This window comes from Mesorhizobium sp. 1B3, assembly GCF_050958605.1.
Taxonomy (GTDB): Bacteria; Pseudomonadota; Alphaproteobacteria; order Rhizobiales; family Rhizobiaceae.
In genome coordinates this window covers 248,188-262,800 of the sequence record NZ_JBJHDO010000009.1, presented here as the reverse complement: position 1 = coordinate 262,800, position 14,613 = coordinate 248,188, and the positions used below count along the sequence as shown (strand labels likewise).

14 protein-coding genes and 1 tRNA gene are annotated in these 14,613 nt (G+C 63.4%); 8 read left to right on the top strand and 7 right to left on the bottom strand.

Annotated features, from left to right (window positions below; all coding sequences use genetic code 11):
- Positions 1–5 precede the first annotated feature (5 nt).
- The 3 genes from ACCO56_RS23465 to ACCO56_RS23455 all read left to right on the top strand — a co-directional run bounded on the left by ACCO56_RS23465 (position 6) and on the right by ACCO56_RS23455 (position 3,316).
- Complete coding sequence (locus tag ACCO56_RS23465; RefSeq protein ID WP_433643286.1) at positions 6–935, top strand: carbohydrate ABC transporter permease; 930 nt, start codon at positions 6–8, stop codon at positions 933–935.
- Between the two features lie 361 nt (positions 936–1,296).
- The gene (locus ACCO56_RS23460; protein WP_433643285.1) at positions 1,297–2,136 is read left to right on the top strand and encodes a carbohydrate ABC transporter permease; all 840 of its coding nucleotides are present in this window, start codon (positions 1,297–1,299) and stop codon (positions 2,134–2,136) included.
- A 181-nt stretch (positions 2,137–2,317) separates the two neighbouring features.
- Entirely contained in the window at positions 2,318–3,316 is a 999-nt protein-coding gene (locus tag ACCO56_RS23455; RefSeq protein WP_433643284.1) for an ABC transporter ATP-binding protein, read from the top strand.
- 267 nt (positions 3,317–3,583) lie between these two features.
- On the opposite strand, the gene ACCO56_RS23450 is transcribed toward ACCO56_RS23455, so the two are convergent.
- Complete coding sequence (locus ACCO56_RS23450) at positions 3,584–4,414, bottom strand: ferredoxin--NADP reductase (protein WP_433643283.1); 831 nt, start codon at positions 4,412–4,414, stop codon at positions 3,584–3,586.
- Positions 4,415–4,626: 212 nt separating this feature from the next.
- Here ACCO56_RS23450 and ACCO56_RS23445 point away from each other — a divergent pair, with 212 nt between their 5' ends.
- Together ACCO56_RS23445 and ACCO56_RS23440 are read left to right on the top strand one after the other, a co-directional pair.
- The gene (locus tag ACCO56_RS23445; protein ID WP_433643282.1) at positions 4,627–6,702 is read left to right on the top strand and encodes a hydantoinase/oxoprolinase family protein; all 2,076 of its coding nucleotides are present in this window, start codon (positions 4,627–4,629) and stop codon (positions 6,700–6,702) included.
- Complete coding sequence (locus tag ACCO56_RS23440) at positions 6,699–8,384, top strand: hydantoinase B/oxoprolinase family protein (RefSeq protein ID WP_433643281.1); 1,686 nt, start codon at positions 6,699–6,701, stop codon at positions 8,382–8,384. Before ACCO56_RS23445 ends, ACCO56_RS23440 begins: the two co-directional genes overlap by 4 nt.
- Positions 8,385–8,406: 22 nt before the next feature.
- Here ACCO56_RS23440 and ACCO56_RS23435 read toward each other — a convergent pair whose 3' ends face one another.
- A complete protein-coding gene (locus ACCO56_RS23435; protein ID WP_433643280.1) occupies positions 8,407–9,111 on the bottom strand; it encodes a DUF2270 domain-containing protein in 705 nt (234 codons plus the stop codon).
- Positions 9,112–9,215: 104 nt separating this feature from the next.
- On the bottom strand, positions 9,216–9,824 hold the full coding sequence (locus tag ACCO56_RS23430) for a nucleoside triphosphate hydrolase (protein WP_433643279.1): 609 nt from the start codon (positions 9,822–9,824) through the stop codon (positions 9,216–9,218).
- A gap of 179 nt (positions 9,825–10,003) precedes the next feature.
- On the opposite strand from ACCO56_RS23430, the gene ACCO56_RS23425 reads away from it, so the two are divergent.
- Both ACCO56_RS23425 and ACCO56_RS23420 read left to right on the top strand, forming a co-directional pair.
- Positions 10,004–11,137 (top strand): 5-methyltetrahydropteroyltriglutamate--homocysteine S-methyltransferase, encoded by a 1,134-nt coding sequence (locus ACCO56_RS23425; RefSeq protein WP_433643278.1) that lies wholly within the window; start codon positions 10,004–10,006, stop codon positions 11,135–11,137.
- A gap of 126 nt (positions 11,138–11,263) precedes the next feature.
- Entirely contained in the window at positions 11,264–12,118 is an 855-nt protein-coding gene (locus ACCO56_RS23420) for a D-alanyl-D-alanine carboxypeptidase family protein (RefSeq protein WP_433643277.1), read from the top strand.
- Positions 12,119–12,125: 7 nt separating this feature from the next.
- Here the strand turns inward: ACCO56_RS23420 and ACCO56_RS23415 are convergent, their stop codons facing one another.
- The 3 genes from ACCO56_RS23415 to ACCO56_RS23405 form a co-directional block, all read right to left on the bottom strand.
- The gene (locus tag ACCO56_RS23415) at positions 12,126–12,527 is read right to left on the bottom strand and encodes a (R)-mandelonitrile lyase (protein ID WP_433643276.1); all 402 of its coding nucleotides are present in this window, start codon (positions 12,525–12,527) and stop codon (positions 12,126–12,128) included.
- Positions 12,528–12,567: 40 nt separating this feature from the next.
- The gene (locus ACCO56_RS23410) at positions 12,568–13,041 is read right to left on the bottom strand and encodes a Rid family hydrolase (protein ID WP_433643275.1); all 474 of its coding nucleotides are present in this window, start codon (positions 13,039–13,041) and stop codon (positions 12,568–12,570) included.
- 112 nt (positions 13,042–13,153) lie between these two features.
- Positions 13,154–13,612 (bottom strand): YbaK/EbsC family protein, encoded by a 459-nt coding sequence (locus ACCO56_RS23405; protein WP_433643274.1) that lies wholly within the window; start codon positions 13,610–13,612, stop codon positions 13,154–13,156.
- A gap of 240 nt (positions 13,613–13,852) precedes the next feature.
- Between ACCO56_RS23405 and ACCO56_RS23400 the strand changes: the two genes are divergently transcribed.
- Positions 13,853–13,929, top strand: a tRNA-Arg gene (locus ACCO56_RS23400).
- A gap of 253 nt (positions 13,930–14,182) precedes the next feature.
- On the opposite strand, the gene ACCO56_RS23395 is transcribed toward ACCO56_RS23400, so the two are convergent.
- Complete coding sequence (locus ACCO56_RS23395; protein WP_433643273.1) at positions 14,183–14,563, bottom strand: hypothetical protein; 381 nt, start codon at positions 14,561–14,563, stop codon at positions 14,183–14,185.
- Between the last annotated feature and the right edge of the window lie 50 nt (positions 14,564–14,613).

Below are 14,613 nucleotides of genomic sequence, written 5' to 3'. Positions count from 1 at the left end.
AACAAATGGCTGAGGCAACCACGACGAGCAGGTCCGCCCGGTGGCATATCGGTGTTTTCCTGGCGCCGGCGGTGCTCGTCTACACCGCCATCATGATCCTGCCGCTCTTCGGCACGCTGCAGCTCTCGCTTTTCCGGACAGAAGCACAGCAGGTGGTGTTCGTCGGCTTCGACAATTTCCGCAGGCTGTTCACCGACCCGACACTCTCCAAGAGCTTCTGGAACGCACTGGCCAATAATTTCTGGTTCTTCATCATCCACATGCTGGTGCAGAATCCGATCGGCGTGATGCTCGCCGCGCTGCTGTCCAGCCCGAAGCTGCGCTTCGCCGCCTTCTACCGCACGGCTATCTTCATCCCGACGATCCTCTCTTTCGTCGTCGTCGGCTTCGCCTGGAAGCTTATCCTTTCGCCGCTGTGGGGCGTCGCGCCCAACCTTCTCGATCTGGTCGGACTGAAAAGTCTGTTCACCCCCTGGCTCGGCAAGGAGGAATATGCGCTCACCACGCTGGCGCTGATCTCGGTCTGGCAGTTCGTCGGCATCCCGATGATGCTGATCTACGCCGCCCTGCTGTCGATCCCCGACGAGGTGATCGAGGCTGCCGAATGCGACGGCATCACCGGGATGGCGCAGTTCTGGAAGATCAAGCTGCCGCTGGTCCTGCCCGCGATCGGCATCATTTCGATCCTGACCTTCGTCGGCAACTTCAACGCCTTCGACCTGATCTACTCCGCGCAGGGCGCGCTGGCCGGGCCGAACTTCTCGACCGATATCCTCGGCACCTTCCTCTATCGCACTTTCTTCGGGTTCCAGCTGCAGCTAGGCGACCCGAACATGGGATCGACCATCGCCTCGATCATGTTCTTCATCATCCTGACCGGCGTCTGCCTCTATCTGTTCACCGTGCAGACGCGATTGCGGCGGTACCAGTTCTAGGTTTGGCAGCGATGAACGCACCGAGCACCCCCCTCCAACCTGCCGGCCATCTCCCCCTCAAGGCTACGATGTTCACACATCTGGAAATGTCATTCCTCATTGCTTGGCAGGTCCCCCTCTCCGTCTCGGCTTCGCCGAGCCACCTCTCCCCCACCTTGGTGAGGGAGAGGAACCGCCGGCCGCACGTTCGGCGCCTTTCCTCTTCCCCACGACGTGGGGGAGAGGTGGCTCGGCGAAGCCGAGACGGAGAGGGGGACCTGCCGTACGCGCCATGTTTCCAGGCAACCGCGCACAAACGTGTGAATCTGACAGGCCTCAACGGGGGAGGTCAACTGCAGTTGACACCAACGGGAGACCCACAGTGAGCCAGGCTCGTTCCTCCCTCGCCCGCAGCATCGCCGCCCATGCGGTGCTGATCGCCTATACGGTGATCGCGCTGTTCCCGGTAGTCGTTATCGTCGTCAACTCGTTCAAGTCGCGCAACGCCATCTTCCGCTCGCCGCTGTCGCTGCCAACGACCGAGACCTTCGATCTCATCGGCTATTCCACCGTCATGGCGCAGGGCGACTTCCTGCTCTATTTCCAGAACAGCTTAATCGTGACGGTGGTCTCGCTGTTCCTGGTGCTGCTTTTCGGCGCCATGGCGGCTTTCGCCCTCTCGGAATATTCCTTCCGCGGCAACACGCTCATGGGGCTATATCTCGCGCTCGGCATCATGATCCCCATCCGGCTGGGCACGGTCGCCATACTGCAGTTGATGGTGGCAAGCGGACTGGTGAACACGTTGACGGCGCTGATCCTGGTCTATACCGCGCAAGGCCTGCCGCTCTGCATCTTCATCCTGTCCGAATTCATGAAGAACGTGTCCGCCGACCTCAAGAATGCCGGGCGCATCGACGGCCTTTCCGAATATACGATCTTCTTCCGCCTGGTGCTGCCGCTGGTCCGCCCGGCGATGGCGACGGTAGCCGTCTTCACCATGATCCCGATCTGGAACGACCTCTGGTTCCCGCTGATCCTGGCGCCGGGCGAAGCCACCAAGACCGTGACGCTCGGCGCGCAGATCTTCATCGGCCAGTTCGTGACCAACTGGAACGCAGTGCTGGCGGCGCTCTCGCTGGCGATCCTGCCGGTGCTCGTCCTTTATCTCATCTTCTCCCGGCAATTGATCCGCGGCATCACCTCCGGAGCCGTCAAATGAATTCCGAAAAGCTCTCGGACGGAAAGTTCGCGGTGGACCACTCGCGCGAGCTAGGGCGTTTCCGCTTTTCTTCGAATCGCGAAAACGCCCTATCTGTTTGTTTCTACGCAATTCCGAACGCAAAACCGCTACGCACTTTTGCTGGAATTGCTCAAGCCTAACTCACATCGAAGGATTGCCAGTGGGTTCGCTCAAGCTCGAAAACGTCAAGAAATCCTTCGGCAATGTCGAGGTGCTGAAAGGGATCGACCTGGAAGTGAAAGAGGGCGAGTTCGTCGTCTTCGTCGGCCCCTCGGGATGCGGCAAGTCGACACTTCTCAGGATCGTCGCCGGGCTCGAAGACGCCACTTCCGGCGTCGTGCAGATCGACGGAAGGGCGGTCAACAAGGTGCCGCCGGCCAAGCGCGGCATCGCCATGGTGTTCCAGACCTATGCGCTTTATCCGCATCTCACGGTCCGCAACAATATGGGTCTCGGGCTGAAGCAGGCGGGCACGGCGGCGGAAGAGATCGGCAAGCGCATCGCTGTGGCCTCGACCATGCTTTCGCTGGAGCCTTACCTGGAGCGGCGCCCGGCCGAGCTTTCCGGCGGCCAGCGCCAGCGCGTGGCGATCGGCCGGGCGGTCGTTCGCGAACCCAAGCTCTTCCTGTTCGACGAACCTCTGTCCAACCTCGATGCGGCGTTGCGCGTCAACACCCGGCTGGAGATCGCCCAGCTTCATCGTCGCCTGTCCGCGACCATGGTCTACGTCACACATGATCAGGTCGAGGCGATGACCCTGGCCAACAAGATCGTCGTTCTCAACGCCGGCCGTATCGAGCAGATCGGCGCGCCGATGGAGCTCTACAATTCGCCGGCGAACATGTTCGTCGCCGGCTTCATCGGCTCGCCCAGGATGAACTTCATCGAGGGTTCGAAGATCGGCGACACCGCCACGACGGTGGGCGTGCGGCCGGAGCACCTGACGGTGGACGCCAAGTCCGGCACCTGGAAAGGCACGGTGATCCACGCCGAACATCTCGGCGCCGACACCAATCTCTATCTCGACTGTGAGAAGGCCGGCCTGCTCACGGCACGCATCTTCGGCGTGTACAACGCCGAGCCGGGCGCGACATTGTACGCCACGCCGGATCCCCAGCGGACATATCGCTTCGATGCGGAGGGGCAGGCGATACGGTAAGGCCAGCCGTGGCGCGCAGGCGCCCTACGTTGCCCCCCTCTGTCCTGCCGGACATCTCCCCCACAAGGGAGGAGATTGGACTTCATATCTGATTTCGCCAATCGCCAACGTTGCAGAACGAGCGCCATCGCAAGTGACAGCCAATCTCCCCCCTTATGGGGGAGATGTCCGGCAGGACAGAGGGGGGCGTGAAGGAACTCCAGGTCGAAGGCTATCTATTATGCCATCAGTAGCAGTCCTACCGGCAGCACGGCGTTGGCGCTGTCGTCAGCCGACGAAAGCGCGTTCGACCACGAACTCGGCGGGGTGGCTGAGCGAGCCTTCGGTGAAGCCCAGGCCCTCGACCAGCTCCTTCACGTCCTTCAGCATGGACATGGAGCCGCAGATCATGACACGGTCGGTTGCCGGATCGAGCGCGGGTATGCCGAGATCCGCACAAAACTTGCCGTTCTCGATGAGCCGGGTGATGCGGCCCATGCGCGGCGAGATCTCGCGGGTGGTCGTCGCATAGTGGGTAAGCTTGCCGGCGGCGACCTCGCCGATCAGCGGATCATTGGCGGCCTGGCCGAAGAGCTCCTCGCCGTAGCGAAGCTCGGCGTGGTCGCGGCAGGTATGGGTGAGGATCACCTCGTCGAACTTCTCATACGTGTCGGGATCGCGCACCAGGCTGGCGAAGGGTGCGATGCCCGTCCCCGTCGAGATCATGAACAGGCGCTTGCACGGGGTCAGAGCGTCGATCACCAGCGTTCCCGTCGCCTTCTGGCGCATAAGCACCGTATCGCCGGGCTGGATCCTCTGCAGGTGCTGCGTCAACGGACCGTCCGGCACCTTGATCGAGAAGAACTCGAGTTCGTCGTCCCAGGCTGGGCTCGCGATGGAATAGGCGCGGAACACCGGCTTCTCGGCATTGGGCAGGCCGATCATGACGAACTCGCCCGAGCGAAAGCGGAACGATTGAGGCCGCGTGACGCGGAATGAGAAGAGCCTATCGGTATAATGCTTCACCGACACGACCGTCTCCGCATGGACGTTGGCGGGGATCGGGAACTGGCGGGTTTCGGTGTCGTTCGTCGCCAGGACGTTTGCGGCAGACTGCATCGAATCCGGACCTTTCGGCGGCGTTTTCGGCCCAAACTCGATCCATGCACGCGGAAGCACCTATCCGGCGCGCCTGGCTGTCAGCTTGGAAGCGAGGAATACTTGTCAGCCAAAGTTATTAGTATACAAATGAATATCGCGTCAAGATCGGGGCAGGAAACGCCTTTCCAATCAGCGGCGTATCGTTAGGCTCGGCATTTCGGATTCCTCGCATGGCGGAGAACGATCGCGCAGCAGACGAAAACGTCGTGGCCGGCATCGACGTCGGCGGCACCTTCACAGACCTCATCCTGATCGACGGGCCGAGTGGCCGGGTGAGGATCGCCAAGACGCCGACGACGCCCGACAACCAGGCTTTCGGCGTGATCGCAGCGCTCGCCGAGGCCGGCCATGCGATCTCCGATATAGACCTCATCGTGCACGGAACGACGACCACCACCAATGCCGTGCTGGAACGCCGTCTCGCCCGCACCGGCATGATCACCACCCGCGGCTTCCGCGACATCATCGAGCTCGGCCGCCGCACGAGGCCACAGGCCTACGGCATGACAGGCACCTTCGTGCCAGTGATCCCCCGCGACCTGCGCCTCGAGGTCGACGAAAGGGTCGAGGCTTCCGGCGCGGTGCGCACGCCGATCGACGAGGACGAGGTGCGCGAGGCCGTCGGCACGCTGCTCGCCAAGGGCTGCGAGGCCCTCGTCATCCATTTCCTGCATTCCTATGCCAATCCCGCCCATGAAAGGCGCGCAGCCGAGATCGCCGCGGAGACTTGGCCGAACCGCTACATCACCACCGGGCATTCCCTGCTGTCGGAGGCGCGCGAATTCGAGCGCGGCGTCACTGCCGCGGTCAACGCCTCGGTCCGGCCCATCCTCGAAACCTATGTGGAGAAGCTGCGCCGCGAACTGGAGGATCGCGGCTATCGACGCGACTTCCTGATCATGAACGGCAATGGCGGCATGATCTCGGCCCGTTTCGTGGCGCGCGAGGCGGCCAAGACCGTGATGTCCGGCCCGGCGTCGGGCGTCATCGCCGCCGCCTATACGGGACGCCGCGCCGGCTATCCCAACCTCGTCACCTACGACATGGGCGGCACCTCCACCGACGTCGCCCTGATCCGCAACGCCGAGCCCGCCGTCTCGAACGAGATCGAGATCGAATACGCCATGCCGATCCACGTGCCGATGGTCGACGTCCATACGATCGGCGCCGGCGGCGGCTCCATCGCCCGCGTCGATGCTTCCGGCCTCATCCAGGTCGGGCCGGAAAGCGCGGGCGCTCACCCCGGGCCGATCTGTTATGGGCGTGGCGGGACCGAGCCCACCATCACCGACGCCAATCTCCTGCTTGGGCGGCTCGATCCGAAGAGGCTGCTCGCCATCGACGAGCCCGTCGCGGTGGACAGCGTGCGCGATATCTTCGGGGGAAAAATCGGAACACCGACAGGCCTCGACGCCATCGAAGCGGCAGGCGCCGTGCTGAAGCTCGCCAACATGAAGATGGCGGGCGCGATCCGCATGGTATCGGTGGCAAGGGGGCACGATCCGCGCGATTTCGTGCTGTTCGCCTTCGGCGGGGCGGGACCGCTGCATGCGGCGGCCCTGGCGCGCGAGCTCGGCCTGCCCAAGGTGCTGGTGCCGGCACGGCCGGGCATCACCAATGCGTTGGGCTGCGTGGTGGCGGATCTGCGCCACGACTTCGTCAATACGCTCAACCGGCCGGTGGCTTCCCTCGATCCGACAGAGATCACGGAGCTGCTCGAACGGCACCGCGGCCAAGGCGCCGCCCTGATCGCCAAGGAGGCGGTCAAGCCGCGCATGGTGCGCTACGTCCATTCGGCCGACATGCAGTTCATCGGCCAGACGCATATCGTCAACGTGCCGCTTCCTTCGACCGAGATAAGCCGCGACGTGCTGCAGGAATTGTTCGAGGCGGCCTATTTCGCCCGCTTCAAGGTGAAGCTGCCCGAAATCCGCGCCAATCTCGTCAATCTCAACACGTCGGTGATCGGCGAGCGGCCTGAGGTGGAACTGTCGGCGCTGCTCCACCCGGAGCACCGTGCTGCCACGCTGGAGGGTGCGCTGCGCGAGAGGCGCCCCGTCTGGTATGACGGGCGCTGGCTCGACACGCCCGTCTACGACCGGGAGAAGCTGCCTGGGGAAGCCGAGATCGTCGGGCCGGCGATCCTCGAGCAGCTCGACGCCACGACGCTGATCGAGCCGGGCGATCGCGCGCGATCGGACGGCGACGGCAACATCCTCATCGAGATTGGCAGGGCCGAGGGATGATCGAACTCGACGCCATCACGCTCTCCGTCATCCAGGCCGCGCTGCAGCAGACCTGCGACGAGATGGACCTGACCTTCTCCCGCGCCGCCTTCTCGCCGGTGATCGCGGAGGCCAACGACCGCTCCGACGGCATCTATTCGGCGGCCGACGGCTCTCTCATTGCCCAGGGCTCGCAAGGCCTGCCCGTCTTCGTCGGGGTCATGCAGTATTCGACGAAGACACTGATCGAGATGATCCGGGACGGCCGCTGCCTGCCGCCCGAAGAGGGCGACATCTACATCGTCAACGACCCCTATCTCGGCGGGACGCATCTAATGGACGTGCGTTTCGTGATGCCGGTCTACCGGAACGGCTCGATCTTCTGCTGGCTCTCCAACACCGGTCACTGGCCGGACATAGGCGGCGCCGTGCCCGGTGGCTTCTCGGCCTCGGCGACGGCCGTCGAGCAGGAAGGCCTGCGCCTGCCGCCAGTAAAGCTCTTCAAGAAGGGCGAGCTCGACCCCGAGATCTACGCCATCATTACTTCGAATATCCGCGTGGCGGATCAGCGCATCGGCGATATCAAGGCGCAGGCCGCGGCCCTGACGGTCGGGCAGGAGCGGCTGTTCGCGATCCTGGATCGATACGGCGACGAAACGGTCTCCGCGGCGATCGAGGAGCTGCGCCGGCGCGCCGCCGCCCAGATGCGGGCGCATATCGGCGCCATCGCCGACGGCGTCTATCGCGCAAAGGCCTTCGTCGATTCCGACGGGGTGGTCGACGAACCCCTGACCATCGCCCTCGCCATCGAGAAGGAGGGCGACCGGCTCACCTTCGACTTCACCGGGTCGAGCCCACCCTGCGCCGGCCCGATGAACAGCGTCATCGCGACGACGCTGTCATCGGTCTATCTCGCCATGCGGCATATCTTCCCCGACGTGGCGATCAATGCCGGAGCATTCGAGCCTCTCGTCGTGAAGCGTCCGCACGGCACGTTCCTCGACGCGGCCTATCCGCGCCCGGTTTCGGGCTGTGCCGCGGAAGTCTCCCAGCGCATCGCCGAAGCGGTGTTCGCCGCCATGGTGCAAGCGCTGCCCGACAAGGTGACCGCCGCGCCGGCCGGGTCCAGCGGCAATTTCGCGCTGGGCGGCCACGATCCGGCGCGCCGGCGCGACTTCGTCATGTACCAGATCTCCGGCGGTGGTTATGGCGGCAACGCCCATCACGACGGCCTCTCCAACGGCTGCTCGACGATCGGCATCTCGAAATCGCCCCCCGTCGAAGTGATGGAGCAGGCCTATCCCGTGCTCTACCGCCACTACGCCTTGCGCGAAGGCTCGGGCGGAGCGGGAACACATCGCGGCGGCTTCGGCCTTTCCTACGAGGTGGAGCTGCTGCGCGGCGAGGCGTGGGCATCCTTCGTCATGGATCATGGCCGTTTCGGGCCGCAAGGCGTCCGCGGCGGCTCCGATGGCGCGGTCAATACGGTGGCGGTGTTCCGGGACGGCAAGCCTCATACGCCGCCGCATCTTTCCAAGGAACAGGACATCCCGCTGAAGGCCGGGGACCGCGTCAGGGTCGGCACGCCGGGCGGAGGGGGCTACGGCGACCCGTTCCTGCGCGACCGCAACCTCGTGCGCCGCGACGTGGCACTGGGTTACTATTCAGTCGAGGAAGCCACCGAGAAGTTCGGGCCGTTCTGACCGACCGGGCGGGACAGCGCCGTCACACATGGACGTTGCCGTGGGCCAGTTCGCCGTCATCGGCATCGGTAAGAAGCGCCGTGGCGAGCAGAGCCGCATTGAATACCGCCACCATCGCGATCACCACCCAGCCCGGCGACGGACCCAGCGCGGCGTTCGACACGGCTTCCCTGACTGAGCGCACGAAGTCGAAACCAGCCCCGTCAAACTGCAGCCCGGGCGTCGAAAGCTTCAGCACCCAGGCGAGCAGCAGGATCAGGAACATGTAGATATAGTTCCGTCGCAAGCGGCGTGCGAAAGCGACGCGATGCGAGATCAGGAACTTCGGCGTCCTCAGCCCCTCGCCGAGGACATATTGCCAATCGGAGGCGAAGTCCGGTTGAGGCGAGAAGATCTGCGCGAAATAATAACGTTCGAACTGGCGAACGCGGGTCCGATAGACATCGAAGAACCGGTAACGCCGCGCCTCGATCCACAGCAGCAACAGGACGAGAAGCATCGCGAACAACAATACGCCGTGATGGGCATTGGGCGTCGACAGCGAAACGGAAAGCATCGCCGCGACCACCGTGATCGCCCAGTTGGTCGTGCGGTCGAGCCTGTCGCGCCATCCCGCCATCCGGGCGATTTCGGCCCGGTGGAAATGCGACATGGTCGTGGCAAACTCCGAGGACGACAGCGCCCGCGCGGGAAGCCCTTCGACTTTCGGTCGGTTTTGCTGCGCCATTACCGCATCCCGAAGCGACCCGGACCGACCGGACGGTCCGGTCCGTCGGATATCTGGAGCGCGAACACAGCTGGGCAATCCATCGCCGGGGCAGAGGCAGCGGATCAGACGACGAGATCGGCCGGGCGCCGGCGGGCAAGCACGCGATCGACATTCGGCATATCGTTGGTAGCGACCCAATTGCGGCCGTCCTCGTCGGACCGGCCATGGTCGCGCCAGCGCTGCAGGAGCCGCTTCTCCAATTCCTCGCGCGGCACGTCGAGGAAAATGGTGAAATCGAAGAGTCCGGCAAGCTCGTTCCAAGGATCTTCGTCGAGCAGCAGGTAGTTGCCTTCGGCAAGAATGAACTTCGCGTCGGCGTCGATCAACGCGGCGCCAGCTCGCGAAAGCTCGACATTCCTGTCGAAGACGGGAATGGCGATGTCGGGCTCGCCCGCCCTGACACGCCTGAGCAGCGCCATGAAACCGCGCAGATCGAAGGTCTCCGGCGCCCCCTTGCGTGGGCGAAGACCCAGCCTCTCCAGAACGACATCGTCGTAGTGGAACCCGTCCATTGGGACGACAATCGCCGAGTTCTCGGGCAAGAGTGCCGCCAGTTGCTCGGCGATGGTCGACTTGCCCGCGCCGGGCGGACCGGCGATCGCGACTACGAAGCGGTCGGATTTCGCCGCCTTTTTGAAGATGGTCGCGGCAATATGGGCGATCTCGGACATGCAGCCTCCTCAAACGCCATCGGTCAAGGGAAGTTCTGGCACAAGCAAAACCGAGCGGCAAGCCGGGCAGCGGTGCGTTCCGCTTTTTCGTGGTCTTGTCGTTCCCCTCCTGCTTCGCCGCATTGTCCAGTGCGCCGCTCGGATGCTAGAGCCATTTTGATCAGACCCGGAGGAAGCCCATGCCCACTGCAACGATCGCCAAGCCGCCTTATCGTGCCGACCATGTCGGCAGCCTGCTCCGGCCCGCCAAGGTCAAGGAAGCTCGCAAGCGCCATTTCGAGGAAAAGGCGATCGACAGCGAAGAGCTCCGGGCTATCGAGGACGAGGCGGTTCGCGACATCGTCAAGATGCAGGAAAATGCCGGCCTGCTCGCCGTTACCGACGGCGAGGTCCGCAGGTCCTTCTGGCACTACGACTTCATGGGCGGCCTGACCGGGTTCGATCTCGTGGAACGCGACGAGGGCGTCCATTTTCACGGCGCGACGCTGCGACCGATCTTTCCGACGATCACCGACAAGCTCGACTTCCCCGACGACCACCCGATGCTGGAGCATTACAAATACCTGGCCTCGGTGACTGGGCTGACGCCGAAGATCTCCATTCCCGGACCGAGCTGCTGTCACTTCCGGACCGCGCGCGAGGACATCCATCCCAGGGAATACCGGGACGATCCCGAGGCGCTGTTCGCCGACCTTTCCAGAACCTACGCCAAGGCGGTAAAAGCCTTCTACGAGGCCGGCTGCCGCTACCTGCAGATGGACGACATCTTCTTCGCGTATTTGTGCGACCCGAAGATCCGCGCCCAGAAGGCGGCCGAAGGCACCGACCCGGACTGGCTGATCTCGCGTTACGCCGAGATGATGCATGACGCGATCGCGGATCGTCCCGACGACATGCTGATCGCGATGCATATGTGCCGCGGCAATTTCCAGTCCACCTGGGTGGCCGAAGGCGCCTACGATCCGGCCGCCGACGCCGTCTTCAACCAGACCGGCATCGACATCTATTTCATGGAATATGACAGCGAGCGCGCCGGCGGGCTCGAGCCGCTCCGACTGCTACCGCGCGGCGCGAAACGGGTGCTGCCGGGCTTCATCACCACAAAGGCAGGAGAGCTCGAAAAGCTCGACGATCTGAAGCGCAAGTTCGAAGCGGCCTCGAAATTCGCCGACATCGGCCAGCTCGGCATCGCGCCGCAATGCGGTTTCGCCTCTACGGAAGAAGGCAACAAGATCACCGAGGACGACCAGAAGCGGAAGCTCGATCTCGTCGTGCGCACGGCCGAGGCGATCTGGGGTGGGGTCGACAAGTAAGAAATAACAGGCGGCCAAACCTCTTCTTAACGGCCGGCTGCCAAATTGATGATGACGTTAGCTTCGGGAAAGTTGCCGCGTATAAGTTCGCGAACGATCCAACTCAAATTGTTCAGGTCAAAAAACTTGCCGTTCTCTTTTTCCTTCTTCCGCCGCGCGGCCGTCTTCCTGCTTCTGGCGATAGCGGTCGCCGGCTGCACGACCACGGAGATTGAAGCCGTCGCGCCGACGACGACGCTCGACACATCCGGCCGCTACGCCGCCATCGTGGTCGATGCGAGGAACGGCCGGATGCTCTACCAGGCTAATGCGGAAGCGGAACGTTACCCTGCATCACTCACCAAGATGATGACTCTGTATCTGCTGTTCGAGGCCATCGACGCCGGTAAGATCAGCAAGACTGCCGAGATCCCGGTTTCCGAGCACGCCCGCAAGCAGCCGCCGAGCAAGCTCGGCTTCAAGAGCGGGCAGACGATCGACGTGGATACGGCGATCCGGGCGCTCGCCACCAAGTCGGCCAACGACGTGGCCGTAGCGGTCGGCGAGTATATCGCCGGTTCGGAAGAGGTGTTTGCCGCGACCATGACGGCCAAGGCACGCGTGCTCGGCATGCGCAATACCGTGTTCCGCAACGCTTCCGGCCTGCCCGACGACGGCCAGCACACGACGGCCCGCGACATGGCCCTACTCGGCATGGCTCTGCGCCAGCGCTTCCCGCATTATTACCACTATTTCTCCGAAAAGGACTTCGTGTTCCGCGGCAAAACCATTCGTGGCCACAACGACCTGATCGGGCGGGTGGCCGGTGTCGACGGCATCAAGACCGGATATGTCCGCGCCTCGGGCTACAACATCGTGACCTCGGTAAACAACGGCAGCCGCCGCCTCATCGTCGTGGTGATGGGCGGCGACTCGGCGCGCAGCCGCAACGACCATGTCGAGGAGCTGATCCAGCGCTATCTGCCGCAAGCCGGGAGCTGACTCTGGTTCAGGTCTTCGAGGCGTATTGCTGGTCCGACACCTGTTCCATCCATTCCACCGCCTTGCCTTCGAGCGCTTCCTGGATGGCGATGTGCGTCATCGCCGTGGTCGGCCCCGCGCCGTGCCAGTGCTTCTCGCCCGGCGGGAACCAGATCACGTCGCCGGCCCGTATCTCCTGGACCTCACCGCCCCAGGACTGCGCGAGGCCGCAGCCGGAGGTCACGACGAGTGTCTGGCCGAGCGGATGCGTATGCCAGGCCGTGCGCGCGCCGGGTTCAAAGGTGACGCTGACGGCCCGGACGCTGGCCGGCGCCGGCGCTTCGTGGATGGGATCCTGCCGTACCTTGCCGGTGAAATAGTCGGCTGGAGGTGTCACCGACGGTCGCGATCCGCAACGCTTGATTTCCATCCGATGTCTCCTCTTCTCGATCCAGACCGGCCAGTGCCGGTCATTTTTCTGGCAGGGCGGCGATCGCCCTGATCTCCAGCAATCCGCCGGGCACCACGAGCTCGGCCACGCCGATCGCCGTCCAGGCCGGCCAAGGCTCCTTCAGGTAACGGTCCCGCACCCTGGCAAAGGTCTCCATGTGGCGAGCGATGTCGACGTGATAGGTGGTGATCTCGACGAGATCGGCAAGGCTGGCGCCCGCCTCCGCCAGGATGGCGGCAAGCGCCTCGAAGGCGGTGGCGAATTGCGCCTCGGGATCGCGCACCGCCTGGAGTGCCGAGAGCGGCGCGTCCGCGGTGCCGCTTGTCGCCTGTGCGCCTTGCAAGGCCGCGCTGCCAGGCGCCTCGCCGTCGACACTCGTACCGATGATGCCGGAGCAATAGATCATGCCCTTCGAGACGACCGCCGGCGCGAAATGCCATTGCTCGTAGACACCCTTCAACACGGGAGGAACGATGGTCCTGCGTTCGCTCATGATCGCTCTCCCGGAGCATTTTGCAGCCAAGTGGAATCACTTGGCGCCGCATAAATGCGGCTGAAACAAGGAGATAGAGCGCCGTACTCCATCCGAAAGGATGCATGGCGCTCTATTGGCACACGTCGACCCATTCGGCGCCGGTCAATTCGGCCATGCGCTGAGGGGTCAGCCGTACGGCGGCATTGGTGGCGCCCGCCGCGGGCACGACCTCCGCGAAGGCTTGCAGCGACACGTCGCAATAGACGGGCAACGGCGAAGGCAGGCCGAAGGGGCAGACGCCGCCCACGGGATGGCTCGTAGCCTCCAGCACCTGTTCGGCGTCCAGCATGCGTGCCTTGCCGCCGAACCTATCCTTGAACTTTCTGTTGTCGAGCCGGGCGGTCCCGCTCGCCACGATCAGCATCGTGCGGTCGCCGACGCGCAAGCAGATCGTCTTGGCGATCTGCTCCGGGCGGACACCATGCGCCTCGGCGGCAAGCGCCACAGTCGCGGAGCTCCCCTTGGTGACGATCACCGATATGTCGGGCGCGTGGGTGGCAAAGAAGGCACGAACGGATTCGAGCGACATGCGTACAGAATTCCCCTGGTAGATGGATTGGCCGGGCGCACCAGATCAGAATTCCAATGGGCAGGCAAACAGCCAGTGCATATTTCCATCAGGTCCATGTCGGCATGGAATGTCGCCGTCGGCATTTCGCATTGGGCATCGCAGCTCCATTTCGCAGGTTGATGCCGGACGGCGCTTCGGTTATGTAGCGCTTGGACGGGCCGCTTCGGCCCGGCTTCTTCCGGGGGTCACCCCCGGCAGGCACCCGTAGCTCAGCTGGATAGAGTGCTGCCCTCCGAAGGCAGAGGTCACAGGTTCGAATCCTGTCGGGTGCGCCAAAAATCACAATAAAAACAACGGGTTGCGAGCTAAACTTTCGGCCAGATGTGTCGAGGCTCGGGATTGCAACCATATTGCTACCACCGAATTTCGTCGCTGCTCGTACGTTTTCGTAGCGTCGACGGCGTCATTTGAGCGACAGATAGTGAAGCGTCCCACGGCGGCATTAGGGCGATAAACTACCCTGGGGGTCAGGAGTTCTAGTCTCTTCGGGCGCGCCAATACCGCCGATTGCCCTCCACGTTACGCTGCCTAGGCATAGAACGAAGGACAGCCGGGGCGCGAAAAGCGGTAGAGACGGCGGCGTTCGGCGGTGAAAAAGTTCTTCCGGTTGTTTGTCGGTTTTCCCCTGCGCAGAAGTCGCGTTAAGGGCGGTTGAACGGCAAGTATGCGCCGATATCGGTCATCCAGTCGGCCCCAGACGCGCGCCAAAAGCAGACATGGTCTAGCAGACGCGATGGAAGCGAGCGTAGATGTCATTGGGAAGGCGTGGCAGTGATTTCCGGTGTTCTTGAACAATGCCACACCTTTTGCCGAAATGGCCTTGCGCCTTGCGTCGTCGGCGTCTTGACCTGCGCTCACAGCAGAGCTGGCAAGAAGCATCACAATAGCCGGCACGGCGAGTTTCTTCATGACAGACTCCGTGGCTCTATTTTTTGGGAGATTTTGTCGAAAGTAGGCGG

Excerpts from the sequence above, each read along its gene's own strand:
- ACCO56_RS23425 (WP_433643278.1), top strand. The coding sequence starts at position 10,004 with ATGCCCACTGCAACGATCGCCAAGCCGCCTTATCGTGCCGACCATGTC.
- ACCO56_RS23405 (WP_433643274.1), bottom strand. The coding sequence starts at position 13,612 with ATGTCGCTCGAATCCGTTCGTGCCTTCTTTGCCACCCACGCGCCCGAC.
- ACCO56_RS23415 (WP_433643276.1), bottom strand. The coding sequence starts at position 12,527 with ATGGAAATCAAGCGTTGCGGATCGCGACCGTCGGTGACACCTCCAGCC.
- ACCO56_RS23450 (WP_433643283.1), bottom strand. The coding sequence starts at position 4,414 with ATGCAGTCTGCCGCAAACGTCCTGGCGACGAACGACACCGAAACCCGC.
- ACCO56_RS23440 (WP_433643281.1), top strand. The coding sequence starts at position 6,699 with ATGATCGAACTCGACGCCATCACGCTCTCCGTCATCCAGGCCGCGCTG.
- ACCO56_RS23435 (WP_433643280.1), bottom strand. The coding sequence starts at position 9,111 with ATGGCGCAGCAAAACCGACCGAAAGTCGAAGGGCTTCCCGCGCGGGCG.
- ACCO56_RS23410 (WP_433643275.1), bottom strand. The coding sequence starts at position 13,041 with ATGAGCGAACGCAGGACCATCGTTCCTCCCGTGTTGAAGGGTGTCTAC.
- ACCO56_RS23430 (WP_433643279.1), bottom strand. The coding sequence starts at position 9,824 with ATGTCCGAGATCGCCCATATTGCCGCGACCATCTTCAAAAAGGCGGCG.
- ACCO56_RS23395 (WP_433643273.1), bottom strand. The coding sequence starts at position 14,563 with ATGAAGAAACTCGCCGTGCCGGCTATTGTGATGCTTCTTGCCAGCTCT.
- ACCO56_RS23445 (WP_433643282.1), top strand. The coding sequence starts at position 4,627 with ATGGCGGAGAACGATCGCGCAGCAGACGAAAACGTCGTGGCCGGCATC.
- ACCO56_RS23465 (WP_433643286.1), top strand. The coding sequence starts at position 6 with ATGGCTGAGGCAACCACGACGAGCAGGTCCGCCCGGTGGCATATCGGT.